Annotated in this window: 16 protein-coding genes; 2 read left to right on the plus strand and 14 right to left on the minus strand. The window is 46.2% G+C overall.

The features are described 5' to 3' along the window. Nucleotides 1–37 precede the first annotated feature (37 nt). The 9 genes from MHI44_RS08225 to MHI44_RS08265 all read right to left on the minus strand — a co-directional run bounded on the left by MHI44_RS08225 (nt 38) and on the right by MHI44_RS08265 (nt 8378). On the minus strand, nt 38–1696 hold the full coding sequence (locus MHI44_RS08225; RefSeq protein WP_181217470.1) for a DUF2339 domain-containing protein: 1659 nt from the start codon (nt 1694–1696) through the stop codon (nt 38–40). A 263-nt stretch (nt 1697–1959) separates the two neighbouring features. Next, on the minus strand, nt 1960–2583 hold the full coding sequence (hisIE, locus tag MHI44_RS08230; RefSeq protein ID WP_339203304.1) for a bifunctional phosphoribosyl-AMP cyclohydrolase/phosphoribosyl-ATP diphosphatase HisIE: 624 nt from the start codon (nt 2581–2583) through the stop codon (nt 1960–1962). Beyond that, nucleotides 2580–3338, minus strand: coding sequence for an imidazole glycerol phosphate synthase subunit HisF (gene hisF, locus MHI44_RS08235; protein ID WP_015384749.1), 759 nt, complete (start codon nt 3336–3338; stop codon nt 2580–2582). Before hisF ends, hisIE begins: the two co-directional genes overlap by 4 nt. After that, a complete protein-coding gene (gene hisA / locus MHI44_RS08240) occupies nt 3335–4072 on the minus strand; it encodes a 1-(5-phosphoribosyl)-5-[(5-phosphoribosylamino)methylideneamino]imidazole-4-carboxamide isomerase (protein ID WP_121572492.1) in 738 nt (245 codons plus the stop codon). The genes hisF and hisA overlap by 4 nt, the downstream gene beginning before the upstream one ends. After that, nucleotides 4069–4707, minus strand: a complete 639-nt coding sequence (gene hisH / locus MHI44_RS08245) for an imidazole glycerol phosphate synthase subunit HisH (protein WP_121572493.1) — start codon at nt 4705–4707, stop codon at nt 4069–4071. The genes hisA and hisH overlap by 4 nt, the downstream gene beginning before the upstream one ends. Continuing rightward, nucleotides 4708–5292, minus strand: a complete 585-nt coding sequence (gene hisB, locus MHI44_RS08250) for an imidazoleglycerol-phosphate dehydratase HisB (RefSeq protein ID WP_015714780.1) — start codon at nt 5290–5292, stop codon at nt 4708–4710. After that, nucleotides 5289–6572: a histidinol dehydrogenase gene (gene hisD / locus MHI44_RS08255; RefSeq protein ID WP_121572494.1), complete on the minus strand. Its 1284-nt coding sequence runs from the start codon at nt 6570–6572 to the stop codon at nt 5289–5291. The genes hisB and hisD overlap by 4 nt, the downstream gene beginning before the upstream one ends. Continuing rightward, on the minus strand, nt 6569–7210 hold the full coding sequence (hisG, locus tag MHI44_RS08260) for an ATP phosphoribosyltransferase (RefSeq protein WP_339203308.1): 642 nt from the start codon (nt 7208–7210) through the stop codon (nt 6569–6571). The genes hisD and hisG overlap by 4 nt, the downstream gene beginning before the upstream one ends. Next, nucleotides 7203–8378, minus strand: a complete 1176-nt coding sequence (locus MHI44_RS08265) for an ATP phosphoribosyltransferase regulatory subunit (RefSeq protein WP_015251137.1) — start codon at nt 8376–8378, stop codon at nt 7203–7205. The genes hisG and MHI44_RS08265 overlap by 8 nt, the downstream gene beginning before the upstream one ends. A gap of 250 nt (nt 8379–8628) precedes the next feature. Here MHI44_RS08265 and MHI44_RS08270 point away from each other — a divergent pair, with 250 nt between their 5' ends. Further along, a complete protein-coding gene (locus MHI44_RS08270) occupies nt 8629–9381 on the plus strand; it encodes a C39 family peptidase (protein ID WP_015251136.1) in 753 nt (250 codons plus the stop codon). Nucleotides 9382–9620: 239 nt separating this feature from the next. Continuing rightward, nucleotides 9621–10286 (plus strand): pectate/pectin lyase PelC, encoded by a 666-nt coding sequence (gene pelC, locus MHI44_RS08275; RefSeq protein WP_003242578.1) that lies wholly within the window; start codon nt 9621–9623, stop codon nt 10284–10286. A gap of 19 nt (nt 10287–10305) precedes the next feature. On the opposite strand, the gene hprF is transcribed toward pelC, so the two are convergent. From hprF to hprK, 5 genes are read right to left on the minus strand one after another with little or no spacing between them, the layout of a single operon-like run. Beyond that, complete coding sequence (gene hprF / locus MHI44_RS08280; protein WP_003244270.1) at nt 10306–10824, minus strand: heptaprenylglyceryl phosphate O-acetyltransferase; 519 nt, start codon at nt 10822–10824, stop codon at nt 10306–10308. 3 nt (nt 10825–10827) lie between these two features. Beyond that, on the minus strand, nt 10828–11478 hold the full coding sequence (gene ppaX / locus MHI44_RS08285) for a pyrophosphatase PpaX (RefSeq protein WP_116315805.1): 651 nt from the start codon (nt 11476–11478) through the stop codon (nt 10828–10830). Beyond that, entirely contained in the window at nt 11475–12413 is a 939-nt protein-coding gene (locus tag MHI44_RS08290) for a nucleoside recognition domain-containing protein (protein WP_167408466.1), read from the minus strand. The genes ppaX and MHI44_RS08290 overlap by 4 nt, the downstream gene beginning before the upstream one ends. Before the next feature lie 23 nt (nt 12414–12436). Then, on the minus strand, nt 12437–13246 hold the full coding sequence (gene lgt / locus MHI44_RS08295) for a prolipoprotein diacylglyceryl transferase (protein WP_119899816.1): 810 nt from the start codon (nt 13244–13246) through the stop codon (nt 12437–12439). Between the two features lie 13 nt (nt 13247–13259). Beyond that, nucleotides 13260–14192, minus strand: a complete 933-nt coding sequence (gene hprK / locus MHI44_RS08300; RefSeq protein ID WP_003228097.1) for an HPr(Ser) kinase/phosphatase — start codon at nt 14190–14192, stop codon at nt 13260–13262. Between the last annotated feature and the right edge of the window lie 55 nt (nt 14193–14247).

A 14247-nucleotide genomic window follows, 5' to 3' on the forward strand; every position in this document is an offset into this window, starting at 1 on the left:
GCCGCGTTCTATCGGCAGTCTTGACCAGACATGATTGTTACTCTTTTTTCGAATAAAATACTCTGGATATAAACAGGCCAATGACTCCTAACAAGATGAATAAGACCGCTCTCCAAACAATATCAATCGAAGCAGAATCTATTAAAATTATTTTGGCAAGTGTAATGAATAAAAAGATCAGCCCAATTCGGTTCCATGTCTTGTCTTTGGTTGCGTAATAAACAGCATACATCACAATGACAAATATAAACCATGACAGGGATACTCCGACGTTTACTGATACGCCGTCAATCCTATCCGACATCCATATGGATAATTTGCTGAAGAATACAAGCAGCAACAATGAAACAGCGGACGAAACAACAGTTGTGACTTGTTTATAATGTATTTTCTTCGAATACAGATAGCCGCCAAAAAGTGAGCTGATCAGCAGCAGCCAAGAGACAATGCTGAGAACGTGTAATGAACGTGCCGGGTATTGTATGAGGCCGCAGGCTGCCTGTAATAATACAATCACTCCGGCAATGCCGATCAACCAGCTTTTTTTGCGGTATGACACGTAACACATCATGATTCCTTGTAAGGTGAATATGATGTACAGCAAGATCACATTTTCAGCTAATGCATCCGCTGCCAATACATTAAAATAAATCATAGAAATGAATAAAAACGTATGTTTGATTTCGGCAAGTTCTTTACTTTTCCATAAGCTTAACAACAGGTAAAACACAAATGCAGCAGTATAAAAGACGTATAAGGCTGTATCGTTTTTCATGTACAGGACAACCCCTGTGATGAAAACGACAAAAGCTCCGATTGTAACAGCTGTAAGATAGAAAGCTTTTTTAAATTGGCTGTTCGATCGTAAGGCTGATAGGATCGTAATCGCCTGCTGTAGGATAAATACAGCAAGTGTCCAACCCGTCACCTGCGCATCTGTAAATGATAAGAAAGCAAAAATCGCTAATATGAAAGCATAGTTTGCTATATTCCATGCTACGCTGTACTTTTGTTTAACTGTCTCATATATTAAGCCTGCGAAAACCAATGACTCATATACATAAAAGATGTATTCATTTCCTTGTTTCCCGCCAAATAAAAAAGGATACAAGTAAACACCTGCGACGATAATCGCAATCAGTGTTTGTGATCGGTATTTCCTTGATATGTACACACCGCCCGCAACGCCTGCAGCAAGAAGGATCATTGTAAGCGGCGTCGGTATAATCTGGTACAGCATGTTACCCGCAAACAAAGAAACAATATAGACAATATTACTGCCCGCCAATAATGAACTGCCCAATACACTGGCATTTTTCTTATGTGACCTGCTACCGAGAACATATAGCACAATAGAGACAATAAGTCCTGCCCCTACCCTCATATATGCGTTGATCCAGCCTTTTTCTGCAGCTGCCACAAATGCCCAAATCATACCAAGAAGAAAAACAAAAATAAAGATCTTCGGAAGCCAATTTCCCGCCATGTTTTCTAAAGTACGGTTCTCTTTTCGCGGAGCCGGCGTCTTTTGTGGAACTTCGGTTTCCTTGTTGATTTTTGGGTGCTCATCCGTTTTGACTACTGTTTGTTCTTTCTTGCCAGCAGCGAGATTTGCGATCTCCCTTTTGACACTTTCCAGTTCTTGTTCTAAACGTCCAACTCTTTTGTTCAGTTCATCAATTTTTTCGTTCACCATTCTCTCCTCATTTTTCGAATAATTAGCAGCCGCTTTTTCATACTATGTCTTTTCCTCACTATCCTGACCGGTTTGTATAAAATAATCCTAAAGACCTGATATCCATTTGAGATTTTCATTCTAAGTCATGTTACATCATGGGAAATTTTTGTTAAATAGGAAATTCGATTGGTTTTTTTATTTCTTCTATTAGGACAAGACAAATGGTTCAGCTGAAACAAATACATAAAAAAGGAGCTGACATATGAGCAGCTCCAATCCTTTTATTTCTCAGAATGGCGTTTTTTCAATACGTCAAGCACATCATCCAGCGGCAGGGATTGTTCTCTGAGCAGGACAAGCAGGTGATACAGCAGGTCTGCCGCTTCCCATTTGAGTTCCTCATGATCCCGGTTTTTCGCGGCGATGATGACTTCGGATGCTTCTTCTCCTACTTTTTTCAAAATCTTATCGACGCCTTCACGGAAAAGGTAAGTGGTGTAAGCTCCTTCAGGCATCTCCGCTTGGCGTTCCGCGATCACGCGCTCCAGTTCGTTCACGATGTCGAATCGGCCTGCGGCCTGTTCTTCTGTTTGTTCCTTCGTAAAACAGCTGTAGCTGCCAGTGTGGCATGCCGGGCCGGACGGCTCTACAAATACGATCAATGCGTCCTGGTCGCAGTCATACCGGATACCTTTGACGGCTTGCGTGTTCCCTGAGGTTTCTCCTTTATGCCATAACGCTTGGCGTGAGCGGCTGTAAAACCATGTTTCCTTCGTTTCCAGCGTTTTTTCGTACGATTCCTTGTTCATATACGCAAGTGTCAGCACTTCTTTGCTTGCCGCATCCTGCACGATGGCAGGGATTAATCCGTCCTCGTTAAAACGCAGTTCATCTGCCTGTTTCATCTCACATTCACCCCGTATTCTTTCAAGTATGATTTCACTTCTTTAATCGATGTTTCTTTATAATGAAAAATTGAGGCGGCCAGCGCGGCGTCGGCTTCTCCTTTTGTAAAAGCCTCAAGCATATGCTGTGCGTTTCCCGCGCCTCCCGAAGCGATAACAGGGACGGGGACAGCTTCGGAAACAAGCTTTGTCAGCGTGTGGTCGAAGCCTTTTTTCTCACCGTCGGAGTCCATGCTTGTCAGCAATATTTCTCCTGCCCCGCGTTTGACGCCCTCTTTTGCCCACGCGGTGACCTCCCAATCTGTTTTCTTTCTGCCGCCGTGCGTGTAGACCTTATATGTGTCAGATTCTTTGTCATACTTGGCATCAATGGCAAGAACGATGCATTGAGAACCGAAAAACTCGGCTCCTTCTGCAATCAGCTCAGGGCGGAGAACAGCTGCCGTGTTCACCGACACTTTGTCCGCTCCGGCACGCAGTATCGTTTTCATATCGCTGAGCTGATTGATGCCGCCGCCGACTGTAAACGGAATGGCAAGCTTCGCGGCAACCTGCTCCACAACGTCAACCATCGTCTTTCGTCCTTCGTGCGAGGCGGAGATATCAAGAAAAACAAGTTCATCCGCACCTTCCCGGTCGTACACTTCGGCGAGTTCAACTGGGTCACCGGCATCCTTCAATTCGAGAAATTGAATTCCTTTGACAACGCGTCCTTCTTTGACATCAAGGCATGGAATAATCCGTTTTGTGATCATTTGCGCTTCACCTTTTCAAGCGCCTCACTCAGCGTAAACTGATTGGTATACAGCGCTTTTCCGATGATCGCTCCAGAGACGCCGTCCGCCTCATAGCGGGCGAGAGCTTCGAGATCCGCGACGGAGCTGACTCCGCCGGAAGCGATCACCGATTTCCCCGTTTCCTTAGCAAGCTCGACCGTGCTTTTAACATTGGGGCCTGACAGCATTCCGTCTGTCGCGATGTCAGTAAAAATAAAGACTTCCGCACCTTCATTGGCTAGCTCTTTGCCCAGTTCAGTTGCCTTAAGGGTTGATGTTTCAAGCCATCCCTCTGTTGAAACAAAACCGTTTCTCGCATCCAGTCCGATTGCAATTTTCTCGCCATATTGTTTCAGCATTTTTTTGACAAACGGAGGGTTAGAAACTGCTGAGCTTCCCAGGATCACCCGATCGACTCCTGCTGATAAATATTCATAGACGTCATTTTCGGAACGGATCCCGCCACCGATTTCGACTTTCAGGTTCAGCTTTTGCGTAATCTCAATCACATGGCGGTCATTCACTCTTTTCCCTTCTTTGGCCCCGTCGAGATCAACGAGATGGATCCATTCGGCACCCTCTTTCGCAAATAACGCAGCCATGTCGTACGGTGAATCGCCATATATCGTTTCCTTATTATAATCCCCTTGAACAAGGCGGACACATTTGCCGTTTCTCATATCAATTGCCGGATATAATGTAAAAGCACTCATTTTTTCACCTTCTGTTCTGCTGCCATTTTCGTAAATTGAGTTAAAATAGACATTCCGACCGTGCTGCTTTTTTCCGGATGAAATTGGGCGCCGAAGACGTTTCTTTTTCCGACTACAGCAGGCACTCGTACACCATAATCGGCGCTTGCCAGAAGCGCGTTCTCCTCCATCCCGTCAATGTAATAGGAATGAACGAAATAAGCGTAGCCCTGTTCTGTTTTAGTCAGCAGCGGAGATTCATTATGAAAGGAAAGACGATTCCAGCCCATATGCGGAACCTTCAGCTTGTTTCCTTTTTCATCTTCTGCTTTCAGCCTGACTGCTTTTCCTTTTAACAGCCCGAGTCCTGAAGCGGTGCCGTTTTCTTCGCTTTCTTCAAATAAAAGCTGCATGCCGAGGCAGATCCCGAGAAGCAGCCTTCCCTCTGAGACCATATCGTAAATCAATTGATCAAGCTTCGTGTAGCGCAAATTGTCCATCGCGTCTCCAAATGAACCGACTCCCGGCAAAATGAAGGCATCAGCTTCTTTCAGCTCCTCCGGCTTTTCAGAAACAAAATGCGGCACGCCGACACGTTCAAGCGCCTTTGAGACACTGTATAAATTCCCCATTCCGTAATCTATCACGCCGATCATTTACAGCATCCCTTTCGTTGACGGTATTCCTTTAACTCGCGGATCGATCGTTGTCGCTTCATCAAGCGCACGTCCCAGTGCTTTAAAAACGGCTTCAATCATGTGGTGGGTGTTTGTGCCATAATGAACGATGACGTGCAGGTTCATTCGGGCTTCGAGCGCCAGCTTCCACAAAAATTCATGTACAAGCTCCGTATCGAAAGTTCCGACTTTAGCAGCCGGGAAATCAGCGCGCATTTCTAAGTGCGGCCGGTTGCTTAAATCAATCACAACTTGAGCAAGTGCCTCATCCATCGGCACAAACGCCGATCCGTAGCGTTTGATTCCTTTTTTATCGCCCAACGCTTTGAGCAGCGCCTGCCCTAAGCAGATGCCGATATCTTCAGTCGTGTGGTGATCATCTATATCAACATCGCCTTTTGCGTTAATGGAAAGATCGAATTGGCCGTGTTTCGTGAATAAATCCAACATATGTGTCATAAACGGCACATCTGTTTTGATATCCGCTTGTCCCCCGCCGTCTATTGTAAATGCCAGTTCAATATCTGTTTCGTTTGTTTTCCTGACGCGTTCCGCTTTTCTCATTTAGAAATCCTCCGTTCTCTCGCATCAATTGATCTGGCATGGGCTTCTAACCCTTCCAGTCTGGCAAAAGCCGCGATGCTTTCGGCATGTTCTTCAAAGGCTGATTGACTGTAAGAAATAATGCTCGATTTCTTTTGAAAATCAGTTACGTTTAATGGACTTGAAAATCTGGCTGTTCCGTTTGTCGGAAGCACATGGTTCGGTCCGGCAAAATAATCACCGACAGGCTCAGGGCTGTATCTGCCTAAGAAAATTGCACCCGCATGTTTGATACTGCCAAGCAAAGCTTCCGGAGACTGTGTTATGATTTCTAAATGCTCTGGCGCGAGTGTATTGACAGTATTAATCGCTTCCACCATTGTTTCCGCCACATATATACAACCGTAATCTCTCACTGAAGCTTCCGCTATTTCTCTTCGCGGCAAGGTTTTCAGCTGCTTACTCACCTCGGCTGAAACCGCCTCGGCCAGCGCCATGGAATCTGTGACAAACACACATGAGCTGAGCTTATCGTGTTCCGCCTGTGACAGCAGATCGGCTGCAATTTCGCTCGGAATCGCTGTTTCATCAGCCAGCACGACGATTTCACTAGGTCCGGCAATCATATCGATATCGACATCGCCGAACACTTCTCGTTTGGCAAGCGCGACATAAATGTTGCCCGGACCCGTGATTTTATCCACCGGCTCAATGGTTTCTGTTCCGTATGCTAACGCCGCAATCGCCTGAGCGCCGCCCATTTTGTAAATATCTTTTATGCCCAGCTCGGCTGCTGCAACCAAAACTCCAGGAGACAGCAGACCGTCTTTTCCCGGAGGCGTGACGAGAACGATTCTTTCAACGCCCGCTACGAGCGCCGGAATCACATTCATCAAAACAGATGAAGGATATGCGGCCGTTCCCCCCGGCACATATACACCGGCGGAATCCAGCGCCGTCACTTTCTGCCCCAGCATTGTGCCGTCCTTTCTGTGATAAAACCAGGAGGATTGCAGCTGTCTTTCGTGATATTCCCTAATATTTTCGATTGCCTGCCTAATCACCTGAAGAAGACGTGAATCCAGTGAGGTGTATGCCTCCTCAAATTCTTCTTTTGTGACCAGCGGACTGTCTATTTCGATGCCGTCAAATTTCGCCGTGTAGCTGCGAACCGCCTGATCACCGTTTGCTTTAACATCTTCAATAATGGACCGGACCGTCTTTCTTTGCTCTTCCGTTCCGGCATCGATGGAACGCTTGAGAGAAAGCCGTTCCGCTCCGCTGATGGTTTTGATCTTCATTTTGCCGTCTCTCCTTCCACAACGAGAGATAGGCGGGATGCCATTTCGTCAATCACATCGTCTTTCATGCGATAGCTTACCGGGTTGACAATAAAGCGAGAGGTAATGTCACAAATGTGCTCCGTTTCAACAAGCCCATTTTCTTTCAGCGTCTGTCCTGTGGAAACAATGTCCACTATCCGATCTGCAAGCCCAATGAGCGGAGCCAGTTCAATTGAACCGTTGAGCTTAATGATCTCGACTTGTTCTCCCTGCTCTCTGAAATAACTGGAAGCCACATTCGGATACTTTGTCGCGATTCTTGGCGCCACTCCGCTCCAGTCTGTATTCGGAAATCCGGCGACAGCTAAGTGGCATTTGCTGATTTTTAAATCCAGTACCTCATACACATCGCATTCCTCCTCCAGCATGACATCCTTGCCCGCAATTCCGACGTCTGCCACGCCATGCTCCACATACGTAGTTACGTCCATCGGCTTCGCTAATATGAAACGAAGATTTTCCTCCGGCACATCGATGATCAGTTTTCTCGAATCTTCAAACTCCTCAGGGAGCCTGTAGCCTGCCTGCCTCAGCAGCCCTGCCGCTTCTTCAAATATCCGGCCCTTTGGCATCGCCATTGTGAGTAACTTACCCATTTTGCTCTTCCTTTCTGGCACCGATAAAATAAGTGACGTTTGCAAAAGATTTTGTCATCTGGTCGATATTTTCTATTCCCGATAAATCTTGAAGAACCACTTTGTTCCCTTTCATGCGTTCTTCATTCGCATAAGCGATGGCTTGCGCCCGCTGCTCTTTGCTGAAAATAACAGCGTCTATATCACAAGGTTCTTCTTTCATATGAAGGGCTTCAATCAGCCGGTCGATCCGAAGCCCGAAGCCTGTTGCCGGTGCAGGTGAATCAAAATGGCCCAGCAGCTTGTTGTAACGGCCGCCGCTTCCAATGACAAAACCGACATTCTCGGCGTACACTTCAAATAAAATCCCTGTGTAATAGCTCATGTGGCTGACCATATTCAGATCCAGGCGGACATTTTCCGTACATCCGTAATCCTCAAGAATGCCCCACAGCGCCTTCAGCTCATCAACCACGCTTTTTCCTTGCGCAGAATCGACGATTTCCTCGGCACGTCCGCATACTTCTATGCCGCCCCGCAATTCGAGGAGCTCAAGCAGTCTGCTTTTATCAATGGAGGAAAGCGGGAGAGACTTGACATGCTCTCTGTAGCCGACGTAGTTCTTTTCATATAAGAACCTCCGCAGCACATCAGCTCGTTCAACGTTTCCGAGCACCTCAACAAACAAAGCATCCGCAATGCCGGCATGGCCGATGGCAATTTTAAAGGATGCCAGCCCAGCGTTTTTTAATGCCCCGACGACTAAAGCAATGACCTCCGCATCCGCGCTCGTCGTGCCGTCACCGATTAACTCCACTCCGACCTGCTCGAACTCAGCCGGACGTCCGCCTTCACGCTCCTGAGCCCTGAATACATTTGCCGCATAGCCGACTCTTAGCGGATGACCGTGTTTCAGAAGCTTCGATGCCGCTACCCTTGCAATCGGCCCCGTCATATCCGGGCGAAGCACCAATGTCTTGCCGTCCTGATCAAGTAGCTTAAACAGCTGTTGCTCTTCAATTGCTGACTGGACGCCAACCGTATCGTAAAACTCCAGTGTCGGCGTTTCCATAAATTGGTATCCCCATTTATCAATCAAATCGGTTAACGATCGTCTCACCTTTTTTTTCGTTTCGTATAAACCGGGCAGTGTATCTCTCATGCCGTGCGGTTTTTCAAACATAAACATCAACCCGAGCACCTCCGCTGTTATCTTATGAAGGAAAATTCCGAATCCTTTAGTTCGCTAATATGATAATATGTTAGCAGATGAAAGAATGAAAATCAACGCTTAACTTCAGTAAGGATATTTTTAGTTCAAATATCCTTCTCCTCATTATGAAAAAATCATGAATAATGTATTAAAGGTACGTAATATCTCAAATTCTTTATGTTTGGCATGCTATAATACAAATCAAATAGAGAACAAGGAGATAAAGATGAAAACACTGCGAACTCTATGTGTCCTGATGATTCTTTCAGGCGTTATTTTTTTCGGACTTAAAATAGATGCAAAAGATATAGATATTCCTTTTTTGAACAGCCTTAAAAAAGTGGTTTCTGATAGCGATACAGACTCAGCTGCGAATAGCAAAAAGGAGCTGAAGGGAAGCGCAAAACCGCTGGATGTCATCCTTTACAATCAAATGGACGCACCCCGGCTCTATAACGGCTGTGAAGTAACAAGCCTTGCAATGGTGCTGAATTACGCGGGATACGACGTGACAAAAAACACCCTGGCAAATCAGGTTGCCACAGTGCCTTTGACATACAGCAGCGGATTAAAGGGTGATCCGAATGACGGATTTGTCGGGGATATGGCGAATGGCCCTGGTCTCGGTGTCTACCATCGACCGATCTATCAGCTGGCGAAAACCTATGCGGGAGACAAAGTGTTTGACCTGACTGGAAAAAGCATTTCTGCTGTTTATGAACAGCTTGAAAAAGGCAATCCAGTTTGGGTTATTACGACAGCCAACTTTACGCCAGTTGACAACATGCAGACATGGAAAACGCCAAACGGAACGATAGAGATTACGTACAGCGAACACAGCGTCGCCGTTACGGGATATGATGATAAATATGTGTATCTCAATGATCCGTATGGCTATAAAAACAGAAAAACCGATAGAACAAGCTTTGAAAAAGCGTGGAAACAAATGGGCAGCCAGGCCGTGGTTATTCAAAAGTAAACACCTGAAGCCTCACTATGCTCTATCCTGAGCAAATACGACAATATTCATGCTTTTTGTATCAATCGGTAAGATCGATTCATTTTCCATTTTTCACCCAAAATTATCTTTACTTTCAGGCTGTCTGTTTTTATGATTAAAGCAGATTCAGCCTTGCCCCGATCTATGCGAGAGAAGCCGGTGCAAGTCGCTGACGCTTCTCTTGCAAAAAATGAAAGATATCCGGGGAGGATTTATCATTGAAAAAAATCGTGTCTATCCTATTTATGTTCGGTTTGGTTATGGGTTTCAGCCAGTTTCAGCCATCAACCGTTTTTGCAGCTGACAAAGTGGTGCACGAAACAATTATCGTACCAAAAAATACAACATATGACGGGAAAGGACAGCGGTTTGTGGCAGGGAAAGAATTAGGCGACGGAAGCCAGTCAGAAAACCAAGACCCTGTTTTTCGTGTGGAGGATGGAGCAACCCTGAAAAACGTGGTGCTTGGTGCACCTGCAGCTGATGGCGTGCACACTTATGGAAACGTTAACATTCAGAATGTGAAATGGGAAGATGTTGGTGAGGATGCGTTAACGGTGAAGAAGGAAGGAAAAGTGACGATCGACGGCGGTTCTGCTCAAAAAGCGTCAGATAAGATATTCCAAATCAATAAAGCCAGTACCTTCACAGTGAAAAATTTCACGGCGGACAATGGCGGGAAGTTCATTAGACAGCTTGGCGGTTCAACCTTCCACGTTGATGTGATCATCGACAAGTGCACCATCACAAACATGAAGGAAGCGATATTCCGGACGGACAGCAAAACAAGCACGGTCAGAATGACAAATACACGCTACTCTAATGTCGGTCAAAAATGGATTGGTGTTCAGCATATTTACGAAAACAACAACACTCAATTTTAACAAAAAAAGTCCGCTGATGTTATTCAGCGGACTTTTTCAATCTTTCTTGCATTTCTTCCTTCGTATAGATGATCCTCATCGGATTTCCGCCGACAAATGCCCCGTCAGGCACATCCTTATGGACAAGCGTTCCGGCGGACACAACTGCGCCATCTCCTATTTTCACCCCGGGCAGAATGGTCGTGTTGGCACCAATCATCACTTCGTCCCCGATCAGAACTTTGCCGATCCGGTATTCGTGAATCAAATACTCATGGGCCAGAATGGTCGTATTGTACCCGATGATTGTATTTGTTCCGACTGAGATCTTTTCCGGAAACATGATATCTGGCATCACCATGAGGGCAAAGGATGTCTGTTTTCCAACCTTCATCCGCAGAAATGTGCGGTACAGCCAGTTTTTCATCCCTATAAACGGCGTATATCTCGCAATTTGAATGACAATGAAATTTTTGACGACCTTTAAAAAAGGTACCGTTTGATAGACATGCCACAGTGAGTTGGCCCCCGAGACCGGATGACGATCTGTTTTTCTCACAGATTACTTCACTCCAACGATTTGTAATAGATCACTCATTTTCTCAAGCATAAAATCCGGCTCATGCTTCGCCAGCGTTTCCGGCCCTTTAATCGTCCATGCGACTCCTGCCGTTTTTGTGCCGGCGTTTTTCCCAGCTAGCACATCGTGGTAATTATCACCGACCATAATGGCTTCCTCGGGCTTGCTTCCTAACTGTTTCAGCGCTAAAAGCACAGGCTCGGGATCAGGCTTTGCATTTGTCACATCATCAAGGGTAACAACCGTTTCAAAGAATTCGCCGATTCCCGTGAGCTTGAGGCCCATATTGACAGTATCTCTTAATTTTGTTGTCACAATCCCTAATGTAAAGCCGGCTTTTTTTAATGCATCCAGGGTCTCATATACCGTTTCATATTCAGTCACGAGAGAATCATGCATGTCATGATTGTACGCTCTGTACATAGCGATCATATCCTCGCATTTATCAGGGTCCATCGAAGAGAACGTTTCAAAAAGAGACGGCCCGATAAATGCAAGGACATCTTCTCGTTTATACTTGCTCGGATAATAATGCTCCAGGGTATGCAAAAAGGACGCGATAATTAATTCATTCGTATTAATAAGCGTTCCGTCTAAATCAAACAGAATCGTCGTTACTTGTTTGTCACTCATATTGCTTCCTTTCCAACCGCTGAGGGTTTCCATTTTTTCCACGTGTGCGCAATAGCCATTGTCAGCAGAACTGCTGTGGTGACACGAATCAAAAGAAGCGGCCAGACCGGTATGCCAAGCGGAATAAAGACAAGTGTATCTTCCACGACCGCGTGGCAGGCAACGAGAAATATAAATGCCAATGTCATGTCCCGCTTGCTCACGCCGTCATCCTCGACAGCTTTGATCATGACACCCGCTCCGTAGGCCAGACCAATCGTCAGTCCCGCCACCATTGTCATAGACGTATTTTTATTCATGCCAAGCAGCTGCGTAAACGGAGACAGCCACCTGGAGAACCGATGCAGCCAGCCTAAATCTCTTAAAAACTGGATGATGATCATCAGAGGTATGACAATTGCCGCCAGCTGCAAAACACCAAGTCCGGCTTTCGTTAAGGCTTCTGTCAGCATTGCCAGCCAGCTGTCTGGCGCCGCGCTCTTCGCAGCGATAAAACCGTACTGCGCCGTTTCCTTTCCGCCATGCCAAATGAGGTTGATGACGATGGCTGACACAGCGGCCAAACCGATGCGCACGGCCAATATGACGCCAATTCTGATACCAACCTTTGCGGCAACTGTCGATTCGATAATCAAGTTATGACAGAAAGAAAGCATAACAGCTAAAATAAAGACTTCTTTCACAGATAAATCCAATGTTAAAATCCCGGCAATTCCCGCATACAGATTCAGCATATTTCCCAGTACAAGCGGAATGGCCGCTTCACCAGAAAGCCCGAAGAGACCCATTACCGGTGTGATCAGCCGTACAAGCCAATCCATGACAGGGGTATGCTGAATCAAAGTGACCAATAGCGTTACCGGGAAAATCACTTTACCCAGCGTCCATGTTGTTTGAAAACCTGCTGCAAGACCGGCAAGAAGGATCTTCTTCATCCCTCATCCCCCTTTGTTGACGTCTACTCCGCGTACCGCTCCTTCGAATATCCCTTGACGCGTCTGAAGATGATGGCTGCCACAGCCAAAACAATCAATACGATTGAAATCACCTGAGCGATGCGAAGTGAATCAGTAAGCATTAAGCTGTCAGTCCGCATTCCTTCAATAAAGTATCTTCCGATTGAATACCAAATGATATAGATCAAGAACATCTCGCCTCTACGCAAATTCGCTCTGCGAAGCAGCAGTAAAACAATGACGCCGACAAAACTCCATAGTGATTCATATAAAAAAGTAGGATGATAATATTGCCCATTGATATACATTTGATTGATAATAAATTCAGGCAGGTGCAGGTTTTCTAAAAAGGCTCTGCTGACAGCCTCGCCGTGCGCTTCCTGATTCATGAAGTTCCCCCAGCGCCCGATCGCCTGGCCGAGCAAAATGCTGGGCGCGGCAATATCCGCAAGCTTCCAGAACGAAAGGTTTTTCACTCTCGAAAACACATAACCCGTTAAAATGGCGCCGATTAATCCGCCATGAATGGCAATGCCGCCCTTCCAAATCTTAATGATTTCTCCCGGATGTACCGCATAATAGTCCCATTCAAAGGCAACGTAATAAATTCGTGCGCAAATAATCGCAATTGGAATGGCAAACAGGACAAGATCAATAAACGTATCTTTCTGCAGCCCCCGTTTTTCACTTTCCCTCATCGCAATCCACAGCCCGAGCAAAGCACCGAGACCGATAATGATTCCGTACCAATGGACAGCTAACGGCCCCAGCTGAAATGCTATCGGATTGAGTGGTTCTATCGCTTCATTCATTTAACGCCAACTCCTATTCTTCTTGTTCACCGTCTTCAATGACGTCCGCCAGCTTGTTGGTAAATTGTTCAGCGGCATTCAGCCCCATCCGCTTCAATCTGAAGTTCATTGCTGCCACTTCGATAATGACTGCAAGATTTCGGCCTGGGCGGACGGGAATCGTCAGTTTTGTAATTTCTGTATCAATGATTTTCATGGTCTCTTCCTCAAGTCCGAGCCGGTCGTATTGCTTGCCCTGCTCCCAGAGTTCAAGATTCATGACAATCGTGATTCGTTTATTGCTTCTGACCGCGCCAGCGCCAAATAGCGTCATCACATTGATAATGCCAAGGCCCCTGATCTCAAGAAGGTGCTCAATTAATTCCGGAGCGTTTCCCACAAGAGTATCCTGATCCTCCTGCCGTATTTCAACGCAATCATCGGCAACAAGGCGATGCCCTCTTTTCACAAGCTCCAGCGCTGTTTCGCTTTTTCCGACGCCGCTCTTTCCTGTGATCAGCACGCCGACACCATATATATCGACAAGAACGCCATGAATTGCTGTGGTAGGCGCCAGCCTGCTCTCAAGGAAGTTGGTTAAACGGCTTGACAGTCTTGTCGTTTTCAGCGGCGATCTGAGGACAGGCACCCCATTTTTCTCGGAGGCGTCAATCAGCTCCTGCGGGATGGGCATATCTCTAGAAAGAATAATAGCTGGTGTTACATCAGTGCACAGAGAATCCATTCGCTGTTTTTTCTCCTCTTCAGGAAGCTGTTCAAAGAAAGAAAGCTCTGTTTTTCCGAGAAGCTGCACGCGCTCTCTCGGGTAATATGTAAAATATCCGGCAATTTCAATGCCTGGTCTTGATAGGTCACTCATTGTAATCGGGCGGTTAATTCCTTCTTCTCCGCTGATTAATTCCAAATTGAACTGTTCCATTACGTCTTTTGTGCGAACCTTTGCCACGATATGTTCCTCCTGTTCCGGGCTGCCCCGAGCTTGCTCACAATACTTTCATTTT

Origin of the sequence: Bacillus sp. FSL K6-1366, from assembly GCF_037976695.1 — a bacterium.
GTDB lineage: Bacteria > Bacillota > Bacilli > Bacillales > Bacillaceae > Bacillus > Bacillus subtilis.